This window comes from Phormidesmis priestleyi BC1401, from assembly GCF_001650195.1.
Lineage (GTDB): Bacteria > Cyanobacteriota > Cyanobacteriia > Leptolyngbyales > Leptolyngbyaceae > Phormidesmis_A > Phormidesmis_A priestleyi_B.
In genome coordinates this window covers 16,272-32,182 of the sequence record NZ_LXYR01000022.1, presented here as the reverse complement: position 1 = coordinate 32,182, position 15,911 = coordinate 16,272, and the positions used below count along the sequence as shown (strand labels likewise).

The 15,911-nt window shown below is 50.2% G+C and carries 16 protein-coding genes; 5 read left to right on the top strand and 11 right to left on the bottom strand.

Annotation, left to right across the window (positions count from 1 at the left end; all coding sequences use genetic code 11):
* The first annotated feature begins 9 nt into the window (after nt 1–9).
* On the top strand, nt 10–351 hold the full coding sequence (locus A8707_RS13270) for a DUF3288 family protein (protein WP_331711716.1): 342 nt from the start codon (nt 10–12) through the stop codon (nt 349–351).
* Between the two features lie 12 nt (nt 352–363).
* Nucleotides 364–1,317 (top strand): protochlorophyllide reductase, encoded by a 954-nt coding sequence (locus tag A8707_RS13265; RefSeq protein WP_068817725.1) that lies wholly within the window; start codon nt 364–366, stop codon nt 1,315–1,317.
* Nucleotides 1,318–1,370: 53 nt separating this feature from the next.
* Here A8707_RS13265 and A8707_RS13260 read toward each other — a convergent pair whose 3' ends face one another.
* Both A8707_RS13260 and A8707_RS13255 read right to left on the bottom strand, forming a co-directional pair.
* Nucleotides 1,371–2,603: an MlaD family protein gene (locus A8707_RS13260; RefSeq protein WP_231948054.1), complete on the bottom strand. Its 1,233-nt coding sequence runs from the start codon at nt 2,601–2,603 to the stop codon at nt 1,371–1,373.
* Nucleotides 2,596–3,375 carry an ABC transporter ATP-binding protein gene (locus tag A8707_RS13255; protein ID WP_068817723.1) on the bottom strand — a complete coding sequence of 260 codons (780 nt, stop codon included), beginning with the start codon at nt 3,373–3,375 and terminating at the stop codon, nt 2,596–2,598. The genes A8707_RS13260 and A8707_RS13255 overlap by 8 nt, the downstream gene beginning before the upstream one ends.
* A gap of 296 nt (nt 3,376–3,671) precedes the next feature.
* Between A8707_RS13255 and A8707_RS13250 the strand changes: the two genes are divergently transcribed.
* Entirely contained in the window at nt 3,672–5,045 is a 1,374-nt protein-coding gene (locus A8707_RS13250; protein WP_068817722.1) for a gluconeogenesis factor YvcK family protein, read from the top strand.
* A 10-nt stretch (nt 5,046–5,055) separates the two neighbouring features.
* Here A8707_RS13250 and A8707_RS13245 read toward each other — a convergent pair whose 3' ends face one another.
* The 4 genes from A8707_RS13245 to A8707_RS13235 all read right to left on the bottom strand — a co-directional run bounded on the left by A8707_RS13245 (nt 5,056) and on the right by A8707_RS13235 (nt 9,391).
* The gene (locus tag A8707_RS13245; RefSeq protein ID WP_082906353.1) at nt 5,056–7,143 is read right to left on the bottom strand and encodes a tetratricopeptide repeat protein; all 2,088 of its coding nucleotides are present in this window, start codon (nt 7,141–7,143) and stop codon (nt 5,056–5,058) included.
* 396 nt (nt 7,144–7,539) lie between these two features.
* Nucleotides 7,540–7,710, bottom strand: a complete 171-nt coding sequence (gene psb34, locus A8707_RS28125; RefSeq protein ID WP_156518554.1) for a photosystem II assembly protein Psb34 — start codon at nt 7,708–7,710, stop codon at nt 7,540–7,542.
* A 147-nt stretch (nt 7,711–7,857) separates the two neighbouring features.
* Nucleotides 7,858–8,685: a thiazole synthase gene (locus A8707_RS13240; RefSeq protein ID WP_068817721.1), complete on the bottom strand. Its 828-nt coding sequence runs from the start codon at nt 8,683–8,685 to the stop codon at nt 7,858–7,860.
* A gap of 1 nt (nt 8,686) precedes the next feature.
* Nucleotides 8,687–9,391, bottom strand: a complete 705-nt coding sequence (locus A8707_RS13235) for a Uma2 family endonuclease (protein ID WP_068817720.1) — start codon at nt 9,389–9,391, stop codon at nt 8,687–8,689.
* Nucleotides 9,392–9,446: 55 nt separating this feature from the next.
* Here A8707_RS13235 and A8707_RS13230 point away from each other — a divergent pair, with 55 nt between their 5' ends.
* The gene (locus A8707_RS13230) at nt 9,447–9,983 is read left to right on the top strand and encodes a GNAT family N-acetyltransferase (protein ID WP_068817719.1); all 537 of its coding nucleotides are present in this window, start codon (nt 9,447–9,449) and stop codon (nt 9,981–9,983) included.
* On the opposite strand, the gene thiO is transcribed toward A8707_RS13230, so the two are convergent.
* The 5 genes from thiO to A8707_RS13205 form a co-directional block, all read right to left on the bottom strand.
* Nucleotides 9,929–10,996: a glycine oxidase ThiO gene (gene thiO, locus A8707_RS13225; protein WP_068817718.1), complete on the bottom strand. Its 1,068-nt coding sequence runs from the start codon at nt 10,994–10,996 to the stop codon at nt 9,929–9,931. The two genes, A8707_RS13230 and thiO, sit on opposite strands and share 55 nt — an antisense overlap.
* A gap of 112 nt (nt 10,997–11,108) precedes the next feature.
* A complete protein-coding gene (locus A8707_RS13220; protein ID WP_068817717.1) occupies nt 11,109–11,510 on the bottom strand; it encodes a fasciclin domain-containing protein in 402 nt (133 codons plus the stop codon).
* A 448-nt stretch (nt 11,511–11,958) separates the two neighbouring features.
* Nucleotides 11,959–12,177: a hypothetical protein gene (locus tag A8707_RS29070; protein ID WP_197484762.1), complete on the bottom strand. Its 219-nt coding sequence runs from the start codon at nt 12,175–12,177 to the stop codon at nt 11,959–11,961.
* A gap of 59 nt (nt 12,178–12,236) precedes the next feature.
* Nucleotides 12,237–12,632 carry a response regulator gene (locus A8707_RS13210; RefSeq protein WP_068817716.1) on the bottom strand — a complete coding sequence of 132 codons (396 nt, stop codon included), beginning with the start codon at nt 12,630–12,632 and terminating at the stop codon, nt 12,237–12,239.
* A gap of 115 nt (nt 12,633–12,747) precedes the next feature.
* Nucleotides 12,748–13,143: a response regulator gene (locus A8707_RS13205; RefSeq protein WP_068817714.1), complete on the bottom strand. Its 396-nt coding sequence runs from the start codon at nt 13,141–13,143 to the stop codon at nt 12,748–12,750.
* Between the two features lie 158 nt (nt 13,144–13,301).
* Between A8707_RS13205 and gyrA the strand changes: the two genes are divergently transcribed.
* On the top strand, nt 13,302–15,887 hold the full coding sequence (gene gyrA, locus A8707_RS13200; protein WP_068817712.1) for a DNA topoisomerase (ATP-hydrolyzing) subunit A: 2,586 nt from the start codon (nt 13,302–13,304) through the stop codon (nt 15,885–15,887).
* Nucleotides 15,888–15,911 lie beyond the last annotated feature (24 nt).

Sequence of the window (15,911 nt, the reverse complement as noted above, 5' to 3'; positions counted from 1 at the left end):
TTTCCTCAAGTGATTGCCTTTACGCAGTATACTGTCACGGTGTTTGTGCACGATCGAGCAGTCATGGCAGAAGAAAACAAAGAGCAGAGACATCCGCAGTGGAGTAGCGATCGGCGAGTCACCGATGCTCTTTTGACGGGCGAACCGACTGACTATAATCTGGCTGAGTTAGCGCGGCTCAAGATTCGCTATAAGGGCTTTCCGGGGGCGAGAGACATTCAGTCAGACTTAGAGAAGATCTTGAGTCAGTGGCATCTCACCGAAGAGACTTTATACGAAAAGACTCGTGAGATTCATGCCGTGGCTCACGTATATAAAGGTCGTGGGGCAAAGCGCGACGACTGGAGTTAGAGGAATTAAAAAATGGAATCACAGCAGAAGACCGCTATTATCACAGGTGCCTCATCAGGCGTAGGGCTATATGGGGCAAAAGCGCTGACTCAAAAAGGCTGGCACGTTGTCATGGCGTGTCGAGATCTCGCAAAAGCCAATCGGGTCGCCCAAGAAGTCGGAATGCCGTCGGGAAGCTGCACGGTGATGCCGATCGATTTGGCATCTCTCGAAAGTGTCCGACAGTTTATAAAAATCTTTAGAGAAAGCGGCAAATCGTTGGACGCGATCGTCTGCAACGCTGCGATTTATATGCCTCTGATCAAAGAGCCGTTGCGAAGCCCCGAAGGCTATGAGTTAACCGTTGCCACCAATCATCTCGGTCACTTCCTTCTGTGCAATCTGATGCTAGATGACTTAAAGCACTCATCAGATCCGCGACTGGTGATTTTAGGAACGGTGACTCACAACCCTGACGAACTCGGCGGCAAAATTCCGCCCCGTCCCGATTTGGGCAACTTTGAGGGTTTTGAGGCAGGATTTAAAGCGCCTATCTCGATGATTGATGGCAAAAAATTTGAGCCTGTCAAAGCTTACAAAGACAGCAAAGTGTGTAATGTGTTGACCATGCGAGAACTGCATCGACGCTATCACGACGCAACTGGGATCACCTTCAGTTCGCTCTATCCGGGCTGTGTTGCAGACACGCCGCTATTTCGCAATCACTATCCTCTGTTTCAAAAAATCTTCCCGTGGTTCCAGAAAAACATCACTGGGGGCTATGTCTCTCAAGAGTTGTCAGGCGATCGCGTTGCAATGGTGGTTGCTGACCCAGAATATAAGCAGTCTGGCGCTTATTGGAGTTGGGGCAACCGCCAGAAAAAAGAGGGCAAGTCGTTTGTGCAAAAGGTGTCTCCCCAAGCCCGCGACGATGAGAAAGCCGATCGGATGTGGAATCTGAGCGCAAAACTCGTCGGGTTGTCTTAACGATCGTCTGTAGGGGCGTTCCTTGTAATGTCCCTACGAGTCAGAGAATTGTCTTAGGGTGCAGTCTGTGCAGGAACAAGACTTGAGGGCGATCGCGTGATCCCAAACGAGGGTTCAGTCGCTTCTAAAGTTGTCGTAGACTGCGGCGAAGTCTCCGCATAGGGTGCAAGAACTTGGGCAACCTGCGCCTGTTGCTGCAACTGCTGGGTCGAAGACGTTAACCCACTCAACCCTTTAATCAAATTCCGCAGATCGTTTCGCAGTTGAGGGTCGCCCGTCAACTCGTCTAAGTCTGCCGTAATTTTTTGAGCATTTTGAAACGTAGCTCTGGCAGAATCGAGCGTCTGCTGTAAGACCGTGAGATTTGAGGGATTGTTGAGCCTGACTGACACATCTCGCAGATTTATAGATGCCTGAGCCGCATTTGCAGACAGCGTTTCTAGATTTTGAATCAGTTGCCCTTGCTGAATGCGATCGAGCGTCGGACTCAGCCGAGTCACGGTTAATCGCAACTGTCCACTCGTCTGATTGAGATTGTCTAACGTTGAAACCAGGGTGGCTCGATTGGCAGTGATTAAACTGTTGACCTGCCCGATCGTCAGCCCAAACTGAGTTGCCGCGTTGCTAATCGATTTTGCAGTGCCAGAAAACGTGCCGACTTCTTGTCTGGCTGATTTCACCAAGGCTGTGACTTCCTTACTCAAAATCACGATCTGAGCGGCGGCATCACTGCTGTTTTTGGTTAAGGAGTTGATATTGCCCGTAAACTGCGGATCGCTGTAAACCGTGGCAAACTTGATGCTGGCTCGCACTAGCTCATCGGTGCTGATGCCTAACGTCCCGTTGATGCGAGAGCCTTCACAGAGAATAATTTCTTTATTGCAGTCTCGATCGAGGGGTTTTGCCGCCATCACTCCATCGGGCAGCGGCTTACGAGGAATGATATCTAGAACCGTTTCGCCGAGCAAACCCGACTGATTGACCGTCACCTCTGAGTCACGCGGAATAATCAGATCAGCAGGAGCAATATCGATCTGAATTGCCACGCCATTGGGGTTGGGTGAGATGCGGCTAATTCTGCCAACCGTCACCCCACGATAGCGCACAGGCGACCCTGGCTGAACGCCGCCCGTCGTCGCAAACTCTACTGTGACCGAGAAACTGCGATTGCTTGGGTTAAAGCCCCGCAGCCAGAGAATCAAGCCTCCAAACAGCCCCACACCTGCTAAAATCAATAGCCCTACCGAGCCTTCTCGAACCATTCGCGATCGCATAGGCTTATCCAATCACCTGTATGGGTCCTTCCACACTACCGCTAAAAAACTGCCGGATGAGTGGATTGTCTGTGCTGTCAATCTCGTGAACTTTGCCCTGCCACTGCACCTTGCCCTGATGAAGAAAAAGGACTCGATCGGCGGTTCGACGAATCGTGCTCTGCTGATGAGTCACCATCACATAGCTCTGACAGCCTCCCTGCCCCGTGAGATGCCTAACCAAATCTTCGATCACGGTGGAGGCGATCGGGTCAAGCCCTGCCGTCGGTTCATCGTAGAGTAGCATATCAGGTATATCCTTTGGGTTGTCTGGATTTGACATAATGGCGCGCGCAAAGCTGACTCGTTTTCGCATCCCGCCAGAGAGTTCTGAAGGGTAGCGATCGCTGATGCCCGACAAGCCCACCATTTCTAATCGCTGTGTGACAAGTTCGCGGATGCGACGGCGGGGAAGGCGCGATCGCTGATAGAGCGAAAATCCGACGTTTTCTCCAACCGTCAGCGAGTCAAAGAGAGCTGCTTGCTGAAACACCATGCTGATATTAATCGGGTCGGCGGCATCTTCGATCAGCCCCTGCCGCAGTTGCCCCCCAATATAGACCTCTCCTGCGTCAGGAGCCAATAGTCCAGCAATAATTCTCAGCACAGTCGATTTGCCTGTGCCAGAGGGTCCGATAATGGCGAGGGCTTCTCCTCGATAGATAGCCAGGTCAGCGTGATCTAGGACAACGTTTTGTCCAAAAGTCTTACAAACTCCTCTCAGTTCGATCAACGGTTCGCTCATTCGTTTGAGAATTAGACCACAGGGTTGAGGAGAATTGGGAACAGACGATCGGGTGATTTAGGTCTTAAGAATAGAAATTACTGGATTGAGGTCATGATCTCTATCATTCTCCTATGACTCTATCAGAATCCTTCTTCTTCCTTTTCTCAAAGTGAAGTCAGATGCTCTCTGTTCTCGATTTCCTCCTTCCCTATTGTCAATTAGGAATGAGAAACTTGAGTTATCCTGCTGTCAAAGGCAAGTAATTTCTCTAAAATTCTGGTCAGCCTTTCTTCCGTTCTGGGCATAAAGCACCAATGACAACAAATCGTTTACTCAAGCAGGCAATGCGGACGATCCGGCAAGAATCTCGCCAGTTGGCTCCAATCTGGCTGGGGCAGTGGTTTAAGTGGCTGGCTCCAGGTTTGTTTGTCAAGCGCTGGATGTTAATCAGTGCAGGGGGGGTGCTGCTAGTCAGTTTGGGGCTGGCGATTTGGGTAAAGCTGACTCCGATCTTTTATCTGTTGCAGTTTGCCGCCGATTTTTTAGAAACGTTAAGCCGTCTGCTGCCGAGCTATGTGAGCGGTCCGCTGGTCTTAGTGGTGGGAGTGCTGCTGATTTTGTGGGGACAAACTCGCACCTTTGGCTCACTGACAAACGTGTTGATGACCGATCGCGATGAAGAATTAGTCGATGTGCTGCTGACGGCGCGCCGTTTAAATCGCGGTCCTAGAATTGTGACGATCGGGGGCGGCACAGGGCTGTCTACGTTGCTGAGAGGGTTAAAGCGATCGAGCGCCAACATCACGGCGATCGTCACGGTGGCAGATGATGGCGGCTCTTCAGGGCGACTGCGGCGGGAGATTGGCGGGTTGCCTCCCGGAGACATTCGCAACTGCATCGCTGCATTAGCCGATGAAGAGAAATTGCTCACAGAACTGTTTCAATATCGATTTAAAGCCGGAGATGGATTAGTGGGGCACAGCTTTGGCAATTTATTTCTCACGGTTTTGAGCGACATCACCGGAGATTTTGAACAAGCTATCACTGCAAGTTCTAAAGTTCTCGCTGTGCGGGGACAGGTTTTGCCTGCGACACTCAGCGATGTGCGTCTCTGGGCAGAACTCGAAGACGGTCGCCGCATTGAGGGTGAATCGAATATCACTGGGGCAAACGGCAAGATCGTGAGAATTGGCTGCACGCCTCCCAACCCGCCTGCTTTGCCGAGAGCGTTAGAGGCGCTTTATAAAGCTGATTACATTGTGATTGGTCCAGGAAGTCTCTACACCAGCGTGATTCCTAACCTGTTAGCGCCTGCCATTGCAAACGCGATCGCTGAACGACAAGTCCCGTGTGTGTATGTGTGCAATATTATGACGCAGCCGGGAGAAACCGATGGATATAGCGTGGCTGATCACATTCGAGCGATCGACCTCGCGTGCGGAAAGCCGTTATTTGATGCGGTGTTGGTGCAAAAGCAGCCGCCTTCTGCCAAAGCATTAATTCGCTATGCCGAAGAACACTCGCATCCGGTGGGGGTCGATCGAGATGCTGTGATGAAGCTCGGACGACGGATTATTCGTGCCGACGTGATGCACGAAGACGAAGAAACAGGGTTAGTGCGCCACGATTCGGAGCGGTTGGCGCGGGTGCTGCTGCGGTGGTATGAACGGCGATCGCGAGAAGTCTAGTGCCGCGTCATTAAAGCTGCTTCATCACCGTTGGGATCAACGGAGCCGGAATCTTGGAGAACGCCAGGGTTTGCCCTTGAATGCCCTGACGATCGCGCAACGTTCTCACAGTCTGGACAAGATGAGCCATTGCGCTCTGACAAAAATCAGGTTTCTCTTGCCAACCCTGCACGGCTTGAACGTGGTGAGAGAGCGAAGCTTCTAAATAGTGCGATCGGGTTTTTGCCTCCAGACTGGCTCGATCGTCGGTGGCTAATTGATGATACGCCGATCCCAAATTGTTATGGGCTGCCCACACATCAAACGTCAAAGGGGGTGCGCCGACCTCTGCAAGAGAGTGAGCGGCAGCGAGGGCTGCTTGATATGCCGCGATCGCGGAGCGTAAATAGCCCGATCGGTCGTCGTAGTGAGTCGAGGATAAGTTAGCGAGATGCCAGTAAGCCGTGCCGAGATTGTTTTGAGTGGCGGCATTGGCAGCAGGAGCCGATTCTAACGTGCGGTAAATGAGGGCGATGCGATAGGCTCCGATCGCTAACATCAAAAAGTCTTCTGGAGTGGCGTTGAGTTGCTCAGATGGGTCATGGCTGCGCGGACACTGGGACAGGTTCCAATAAGCGGTGCCTAAGTTGTTTTGAATCATCGCATAGTGAAATGGCTCCTGCTCTGAGTCGTAGTGATGAAGCGCTTCAATGTAAGCCCCGATCGCGCTCTGCAAATTCAGAATCGGTGTTTTGTGCTGTGCCAAATTCCAGAAAGCGGTGCCGAGATTATTTTGAGTAGCAGCATATCGAGACGAATCATCGGCTGCCGATCGAACCATCAAAGCGTTTTGATATGCCTCGATCGCCCGTTGCAAATTTTCTACCGGATCTTCACGGTAGGCTCGATCGCTATACACAGAACCCAGATTGTTTTGAATCATGGCGTAAGTCTGCGATCGCGTTTCTGGATCGATCTTGCTTAAAGCGAACTGATACGCTTTGATCGCTTTTTCTAGATTTGGCAGTTGATCTACCTGACGAGACAGCATCCAATAAAGGTTGCCAATGTCGTTGAGCAAATCTGGTAGCTCAGACGAGTCTGGCTCTAAAAGACGCAGCACTTGCTCATAGGCGCGGATGGCGATCGTCAGCGATTCAGCCGATGAATTGTCTTGCTCAAGGCGTTCTCGATAGCAGTCTCCTAGCTGTTGATAAGCAGCAGAGAGCGCGGCAGCAGGGGCTTGCTCAAGATGCAACGCCTCTAGGTGCTGCAAAATGCGAAGCGGTTCGCTAGAGTGCTCTACCTCGCGTGGGGAACTGGCTTCTGTCGCAGAAATCTTTTGTTCTACCGCGGCTAGAACCAAATGGGTGAGGTCGAGGTCTGCTTGCGATTTTGTTGGAGTGAGTAACGGCTGAAAACTAACAACGGGCGGTTGAGTGACGGCAGACGATGCACGGCGGACGGTGGACGGATGAATGATCTGCGGGGTTTGTTTTACCTCTCCAACTGGGGTCGGGTCTCCTTCAAATTCAAAGACTCCGGTGTGGCACTGCCAAAATTCAGGCACAGATTGCAAGATCGATCGACACCAAGGACGCGATACCCACAGCACCAGGTTAAAGTCTACGGTGGCGAACTGGTGAGCTAAGGTTTGCAGCGAGTTGAGAAAGTCGCGCTGAAGGTGGACGGGCTGGCGGGTGAGCTGCTCAATGCCGATGATTTGAAAGCTGGTGATCGGGTCAAATGCCGATTTGATGCGTCGAGAATTTGTCGATCGCCAGTGATGAATTTGCTCTAAAAGATTTGGGTTTGACAGACTAAGATTGAGCGTCACCAGTTTTGGAACGTCTGCCTTGCCGTTCGTTGTGTGCTTTGGTTTTAACTCTTCAACGCCAAAGTTAAGGGGCGACGTTTCTAAATCTGCTTGAAGTTTTGCCGCAAAGCGATCGCGCAGTCGCACATCGTCACAAATGGCAATAAAAACTTGACGACGCAGGTTGAGACTGAGCGCCAATCTTAGACGGAGGTAAATGGGTTGGTTCAAGCTTGAGCGATGATCAGAAGCAAGCTCGGTCACAGAATTGCTAGAGACAGGTTGATGGTCAACGAGTGGCATCAGCGGTAATCCGAGTCACGCAGAATGACGGTATGGAGATGTCACTCTTTTCGACCCGGTTTAGCAATGTCAGGATGAAAGAGACACTTCAAAGACTGGATGACAGTAGACTTCTTGCATAAGTAGCAGAATGTGAGGCTGAAACTGTTAGGAATTCGTTCAAGAAATGGACTTTTGCAAGGGGTCTAGTCTAGCTGCTAATTATAGTAGATGTTCTGTCATAACCAGAGGAGTTCGATCGCTCAATAGAATACGACTACGGGATCGTAGTTGCTGTTCTTGATGACGCGACAAACAAAAGCCAGGGACTTACATCAGCAAGTGACCTGGCTCAAAGCTATTAAATTTTGAATTCTACTGAGCAATGGAACCGTCTTGCTTTTAATATCAAAGATTTTACGAGACGGCAACTGCGACGTAGAGAAGTCCGCCGACAAGCAGAGTGCCAACCGTACCCAGGATCAGATAGTTACGCTTTTGTGCAACCGTGGGAGGAGTCGCTTCATAGACTTTGGGTTCGATCGCATAGTTATTCAAACGTCCGCCTTCTTCAACGGTGTAGCGCATAGGGTTTCTCCTGAAGTTGTTCTGTTAAGTTTAGCAAACTTTTGGTCATCGCTCTCATTCCAAGGTAAGAAATTTTAATGCTTATAGCTTTTTGTCATAAATAGAGAAAAAGAAAGGTAGGCAAACAATCACCTGCCTACCTAAAACCTAGCTATTAATCGTGCCTGTCAGCGGCGAACTCGCACTCGCATAAACCTTGATCGGAATTCGCCCAGCTTGATAGGCAAGACGACCTGCTTCAGTCGCGAGATTCATTGCTCTTGCCATCGCGATCGAGTTGACTGCCTGAGCGATCGCGGTGTTGACCAGCAGCGCATCGGCTCCCATTTCCATCGCTTGAGCAGCTTCGCTCGGTGCGCCAATTCCGGCATCGACGACGACCGGAACTCTGGCATTCTCAATAATGATCTGGATATTGGCGGCGTTTTTGATGCCTTGCCCTGACCCGATCGGAGAACCCAACGGCATCACTGTCACGCAACCGACCTCTTCTAATCGCTTTGCCAACAGCGGATCGGCGTTGATGTATGGCAGCACAGCAAAGCCTTCTTTAACGAGTTGCTCGGCGGCTTGGAGAGTGCCGATCGGGTCAGGCAGCAAATATTTTGCATCGGGAATCACTTCGAGCTTGACAAAATTGTTGTCTTCTTGACCGAGGAGTTTTGCCATTTCTCGACCGAGACGCGCAACTCGCACCGCTTCTTCAGCCGTTTGACAGCCTGCGGTGTTGGGCAGCATCCAGATTTTTGTCCAATCTAGGGCTTCGGCGAGTCCTTCGTGCCCTGGCGCTTTGGTCTGCACTCGACGAACGGCGACGGTGACGATTTCGCTACCGCTAGCTGCAATGCTGTGGCGCATTTCCTCAAAGGTGCGATATTTTCCGGTTCCGGTCATGAGTCGCGATCGAAATGTTCGTCCGGCAATCACTAAACCATCTTCTGAAGGATGTTCTGTAGGTCTATTGAGTGTCTGCATATCATTCCCTTCCTTCGGTTCCAATCAAATCGTCTGGGCTGTGACCCATTGCTTTAAGTTGCGCTTTTAAGCGATCGACCTCAGCTTCTGCCTGACTCACCCGTTGTTCGGCTCGTTCGGCTCGTTGATGTTCTCGTTCGGCTCGTGCGGCAATTTCCTCATAACGCTCAAATAGTCGCCCATCGGGTCGGTAGAGTTCTAACCCCCCGTCTTGGTTGAGGGTGAAGCGCACGTTTAAGCGAGGACTCACCCATCCTTCTATCACCTCAATCGCTTCTAGCCTATCGTTTTGTCGAAGAAATCCTCCTAGACTCAAGCGATCGGGATCATAAATGTAGTACTCTTCCACGCCGTAACGCTCATAAAACTGAAACTTTCGAGTCATTTCAGGAATCGTGTTGCCTGGAGAGATAATCTCGAAGACGACTTGCGGAGGAATATTGTCTTCTTTCCACTGTTGGTAGCTGCCTCTATCGCCCTTGGGTCGTCCAAATACCACCATCACATCGGGCGCTTGGCGAAGCTTGGGGTTGCCTTCAACAGGATACCAAAGCAAATCTCCTCCGACAAAAATTTGTGGATCGTCACTAAATAACCAATCCACGCCTTTCTTGACGTAGACAATATACTCAAACTGGCGGGTGTTATCTGACATCGGCAACCCGTCAGAATCGGGATAAACGATCGACGTAGGGATAGCGACCATTGGCTTTTTTCCTGCCTTTTGCTTTCAGATTGAAGCAAGAGTGAGAGTTTCAATTATGGCTGAAATCGAGACGAACCGACTGCAACTTCGCAAGCTGACGGGGCAAGACTTGGATGATTTAGCCCAAATTTACCAAGATCCCGAAGTCATGCGGTATCGACTGCATCCAGAACCTGCCACTAGAGAGCAAACTCAGGAGATGTTGAAGACGATCTTGAGTCACTGGCAGCAATACAGTTTTGGGCGTTGGGCAGTCATTTGTAAGCTCAATCAACAATTCATCGGGCACTGTGGATTGGAAGTTTTAGCCGGAACGTCTAACGTTGAGGTGAACTATCTGCTCGATCGTGCCTATTGGGGAAAAGGGTTAGCCACCGAAGCTGCGAGAGAAGCGGTGCGATATGGATTTGAGGAACTAAGGTGTGACTCTCTCGTCGCGCTTGCCAAGCCTGAAAATCTGGCTTCTCGTCGAGTCATGGAAAAACTGGAGATGCAGTATGAAAAGGATGTTGAATACAACGGGATGAGTTGGGTGCTTTATACCTTGAATCGTGACCAATGGAAATGCTCTAACAACGCATCCGATTTTTGATGAAGCACAAACTCCGCAATCAATAAACCTGTGATCGGTGCCAGCAAAATTCCGTTGCGATAATGTCCTGTTGCTAAAGTGAGATTGCGATAGGGACTCGTCCCTAAAATCGGCAACTCGTCGGGTGTCGCAGGTCTAAATCCCCACCAGCATTCTCGAATTGGATACTGTTGCAACGTTGGACAGAGCCGAATTGCAGCCGATAAAAGGTTCTGAACTCCGAAAGGCGTGTTGCCGGGAGTAAATCCAACATCCTCGCTAGTTGCGCCGATAATAATTCGTCCATCTTGTCGAGGCACGAGATAGCTGTCTGACCCATACAGCACGGTTTTTAGAGACATCGAGTCGGGCATCTGCACCGATAGCATCTGTCCCTTTTTGGGAGTCACAGGAATCGGCAGAAGCGTTTGTGACCAGGCTCCAGTTGCCAGAATGTAATGGTCGGCTTGCCAGTTTCCGACAGAGGTTTGCAGATGAGAAACCCGATCGCCGCTCTGGACAATTTTCTCAACGGTCACTCCAGTTTTAATCTCAACGCCCAATTCTTGAACGGCAACCCACAGCGCTTTTGCCAGCGATCGATTGTCTACCTGCGCGTCTTGAGGAAACCACCAGCCGCCTATTACATCTGAGCCTAGCCCCGGTTGACGTTGATGAATGGTGGCTCGATCGAGCCAAACCGATTCTGAAGATTGAATATTGATGGCATCTTTTTGATAAGCGGGTGCCAAAATTCCACACGCCCAATAGCCTAGATTCAGCCCGGTGAGTTCTTCTAATTTTTGAGTCCAGTCGGGATAGAGGTCGCGACTGCGAAGACACAGATCGAGCATCGGGCTAGGGAGAATTTGTTCGGCTTGAGGGGCAAGCATTCCGGCGGCGGCATGAGTGGCGGCTTCGGTGAAATCGCGAGTGACGATCGTCACCGAGGCACCTTGTCGTTTTAGCTCTAGAGCGATCGCCAAGCTGATCACACCGCCCCCAATCACCAAAATCTCGCCTGTAGACTTCATCGTTTGACCAAAACTGTAGACATAAACCCATTTAAACAGAAAGAGACAGTAACGTTCGGTCGCTACTGCCTCTCACTCACTTATTAAACTTTAGTGCCATCCAAGCGCTAGTTTACGCAGGAAGCAACACGGTATCGATGATGTGAATCACGCCGTTGTCAGCAGCAACATCAGGAGTGATGACTTTAGCATCATTCACCTTGACCCCATTGGAGGCATCAATTTTTACTTCTGAGCCTTCAACCGTTTTTGCTGATTTCAGCTTGACGACATCAGCCGCCATCACTTTGCCTGAGACAACGTGATAGGTCAGAATTTTCTTAAGTTTAGGAAGATCCTTGAGTAGACCTTCAACAGTGCCTGCGGGAAGTTTAGCAAATGCTTCATCAGTAGGTGCAAAGACGGTGAAAGGACCTGCGCCTTTGAGGGTCTCTACTAGCCCAGCGGCTTTAACGGCAGCAACTAAGGTGGTGAAAGAACCAGCATTAACGGCGGTATCAACGATGTCAGCCATGAATTCACCTAATTTGTTTTGTGTATGCAGATACAATCTAGCGTACTTTTACAAAAATTTACAATATCTATCCATTTAGATTAATTGTTGGTGAAGAGGCTTTTTTCTAAAAAGCAGGTTTGGTAGTTCATTCTCTAACTCAGATGGCAAGTCTAAGCGAATGGTCATCTCTGCATTTCTTGTTCATTGAGACTCTAGATAGTAATCAAATAGTTCTATGCCTTTGACCTACGCACAGGTAGGCGTAAATCTAAATTAATGCCTTCGACCTTACAGATATGCCTAACATTATTTGTGGCATCTATTGCCCAGTTCACTCGCTCTTTGGCATACTCTGTTCCACAAGAAGTAGCACCGTGAACTAATCGATGGCGTAACCGGAATGCTCGCCCAAGACCTTGCCAATTTTTTACTACTTCAGAAAGTCGCGTAATATTTCGCTGATCGTTCAGAAAAACCTCGTCTCCTTGTATCCATCGAGTCCTTGACAGCCTCTTAGTTTGACTCGTATCACGACATTTGGAGATTTGCCGAGTGCAATAATGGCACGGCGAACTGTCCACTCGAAGTGAATCACCGAAAGAAGGGCTGACAGTGAAGGATCTTCATCCAGAAATTGCTTGATGCGCTCTTCACGAGACACGCTTGAATCTTGAACTAAAAACACTGACCCTCCCACGGTTTCTTGTCTGGCAGTTGCAACAATCTAACAACTTTTCGATCGCTTCAATCTGGCAGAAGAGCCTTAATTTGATCCACAAAAGCTTGATGATCGAGCACAGGTTTTGAAATATAGTCGTCTGCACCGCTTTGGTTGAGAAACTTTTCTCGATCGCCCTCCATCGCATAAGCAGTTAACAAGATCACAGGCACGTTCATCGCGAGCGGATCTGCTTTGAGCAGTTGCGTGATCTTGATGCCGTCCATCATTTTGCCTTCGTAGACGCTGCGGGTGAGCGACACATCCATCAAAATTAGGGCGACCTCTCCCGATCTGGCAATTGTGATCACTTCTGCCACATCTTCAGTGTGCCTAACTGCCAAACCTCCGCGCTTTGTCAACACTTTTGAGAACACCCGAACGTTGGTAGGGTCATCCTCCACAATTAAAATAGTGATCACTCGAAATTCCTCACAGTGCGGGGATCAGCTAAGGAAATAATCTTCACGACTTGCTAAAACTAACTTAAGGTAGTACTAATGTTTTTATGATTGGAGAGTAATATCTGATGATTGGTCACGATGATAGGAGTGCTAGCACTTGATCGACGAACAACTGATGGTCGGTGACAGGTTTTGAGATGTAGCCATCTGCTCCGCTTTGGGTTAGAAATCGTTCTCGATCGCCTTCCATTGCGTGAGCGGTGACCAGTACGATCGGAAGGGCTGTCGTTTGAGGATCTGCCTTTAGAAGTTGTGTCAGTTGAATCCCATTCATAGGCTTGCCCTGGTAGACGCTTCTAGCCAGCGACACATCCATCAAGATGATGTCGGCTTCTCCTGCCTGGGCAACTCGAAGGACTTCCTCAACATTCTCCGTATGTTTTACAGCTAATCCGCCGCGATTGGTCAAAATCTTGGAGAAAACGCGAGCGTTGATCAAATCATCCTCCACAATTAAAACGGTCTTCATAGGCGCTATCCGCTCTGCGCGAGCCACAACAGGTCTAATCAAAGGATCACGGTCACACGCCCTGTCTATCCCGCTTGGGGCAGCGCAACCGTGGTAAGACTGATTACACTGAAATTAAAACGAATTTTTGTAACGTTCGGAACGAAGGGACAAGGCTCATGGCGAATCAGTTAAACATCCTCCCAACAGGACAGGTTATCACGACTGCCCTGCATACAGAGATGCAACAGTCGTATCTAGAATACGCCATGAGCGTGATCGTCGGGCGGGCGCTGCCTGACGTGCGAGATGGGCTTAAACCCGTCCACCGTAGAATCTTATACGCGATGCACGAATTGGGGTTGACCCCCGATCGCCCCTATCGCAAATGTGCGCGGGTCGTGGGCGACGTGTTGGGTAAATATCACCCCCACGGGGATCAGTCAGTTTACGACGCGCTGGTGCGGCTGGTGCAAGAGTTTTCGAGTCGATATCCGCTGCTGGGGGGTCACGGCAACTTTGGCTCAGTGGATAACGACCCGCCTGCGGCAATGCGGTATACCGAGACGCGACTGGCAGCGATCGGCAATGAGTCTCTATTAACTGAGATTGGAGAATCGACCGTCGATTTTGTCGGCAACTTTGACAACTCGCAGCAGGAGCCGACGGTTCTTCCGGCTCAGTTACCGATTTTGCTGCTAAATGGCAGTTCGGGGATTGCGGTCGGCATGGCGACAAATATTCCGCCTCACAATTTGGGTGAAGTGGTCGATGGACTGGTGGCGCTGATCGATAACCCCGATCTGTCGGATGCGCGACTGTTTGAGTTGATTCCGGGTCCTGATTTTCCGACGGGGGGCGAGATTCTGGGAACGGAGGGCATTCGAGAAGCCTACACAACAGGTCGAGGCAGCATTCCGGTTCGAGGGGTTGCCAAGGTTGAAGAACTCGTCGTCGGTCGAGGCAAACATCGGCGAACGGCGATTATCATCACTGAGCTGCCGTTTCAGGTGAATAAGGCGGCGATGATTGAGAAAATCGCTGAACTGGTAAATAATGGCAAAATTGACGGCATTGGCGATCTGCGAGATGAAAGCGATCGAGACGGCATCCGCGTTGTGGTTGAGCTACGTCGAGATGTCAATCCGCAAAAGGTTCTCAATGCGCTCTATCGGCAGACAGCGCTGCAAAATAATTTCGGCGCGATCATGCTGGCGTTAACGGGCAATCAGCCCAAACAGATGACGCTGCGAGAAATGCTGCAAGAATTTCTCAGCTTTCGGGAGACGACGCTGACTCGTCGCTATAACCATGCGTTAGAGAAGGCAGAGACTCAAATTCATGTGGTGGAAGGTCGCCTAACGGCGCTGGCAAATCTGGATATCGTGATTGATATTTTGCGAAATGCGCCTGATGGCACAACCGCGAAAGTGCAGCTACAAGAGCGATTGGATCTCAGCGATCGCCAAGCCGATGCGATTCTCTCAATGCCATTACGTCGCCTGACTGGGATGGAGCGTCAAAGTCTGCAAACCGAATTTGAGGAACTCACGACTCAAATGCAAGATCTGCGGAAAGTATTGGGCGATCGACGCGAACTGCTCAAAGCGTTGAAAAAAGATCTGCGATCGTTGAGAAAGAAATATGCAGACGATCGCCGCACTCGCATCATCGGAGTAGAGCCACCCAAAGAAGACGAAAAGGGCACCCAAAAACAAACCCTTTTAGACAGCAGTCAAACCTCAAAATCTAAACCGCAATCTGACTTTTCCCTCACGTTGGACTATGAGGAAGAAGCTCAGGAAACCGTCGTTGAGTTAACGCAACGAGGATATGTGCGACGAATGGCTCCCAAAGTCTACGATCGCATCAGCCGCAGTCGCACCGATGACACTTCGACGACTGCTCTAGAAGACGCGGATGACTTTGGAGTGCAAACACAATTTACAACAACGGTACAAACGCTCGTGGTGATGACTCGCAGTGGCAAAGCTTACGCGATTAAAGTGTCTGATCTGCCTCAAGTGTCAGGTAAATCTCGCGGCACGCCGCTGGTAACGTTACTGCCTGCCGCCGCTCAGGGAATGCCCGACTCGATCGCGGGTAGCTTCATCTTGCCCGAAGACACCGACGATCAGTATGTCCTCTTACTCACCGAGCAGGGACGACTGAAGCGATTGCCGCTCTCAGAGTTTTCTGATCTCACAGGTCGAGGGTTAACGGCTCTCAAACTCAAAGAAGACGATCGAGTCCTGTTTGCGACTGTGGCTCAGGTGGGTGAACAGGTTGTCTTAGCGACATCAAGCGGTCGAGTGCTGCGATTTGAAGTCAACGATGACCAGGTTCCGATCGCCAGTCGCACGTCTCAAGGCAATGCAGGAATGCGAATTAGCAAGAAAGAAAAAATTGTCGGCTGGGCGATCGCGACCGCAGACGACACATTCTTAATGGTGTCAGAGCAAGGTTATGCCAAACAACTGCCGATTAAATCGCTGCGTCGCGCCAATACGGGAGAATTGGGAGTTCAGGCATTTCAATTTACGACCAAAACAGATGCTTTGATCGGAATGGTTGCGGTGCTGCCAGAAGCGCTCGTGTTTCTATTGACCAATGAGAATCATCTAGCACGGATTGCAGTGGACTCGATCAAAGTAGGCGCGAAAGATGGGAAAGGCAATCACATGGTTAATCTCGGCAAATCTGAGCAGATCATCAGCGTGAGTTTGCCAATTTTGTTGAGCGATCGCGCCGAAGATGAGGAGTGAGAAGCGTGACGTTCACAGGTAGCG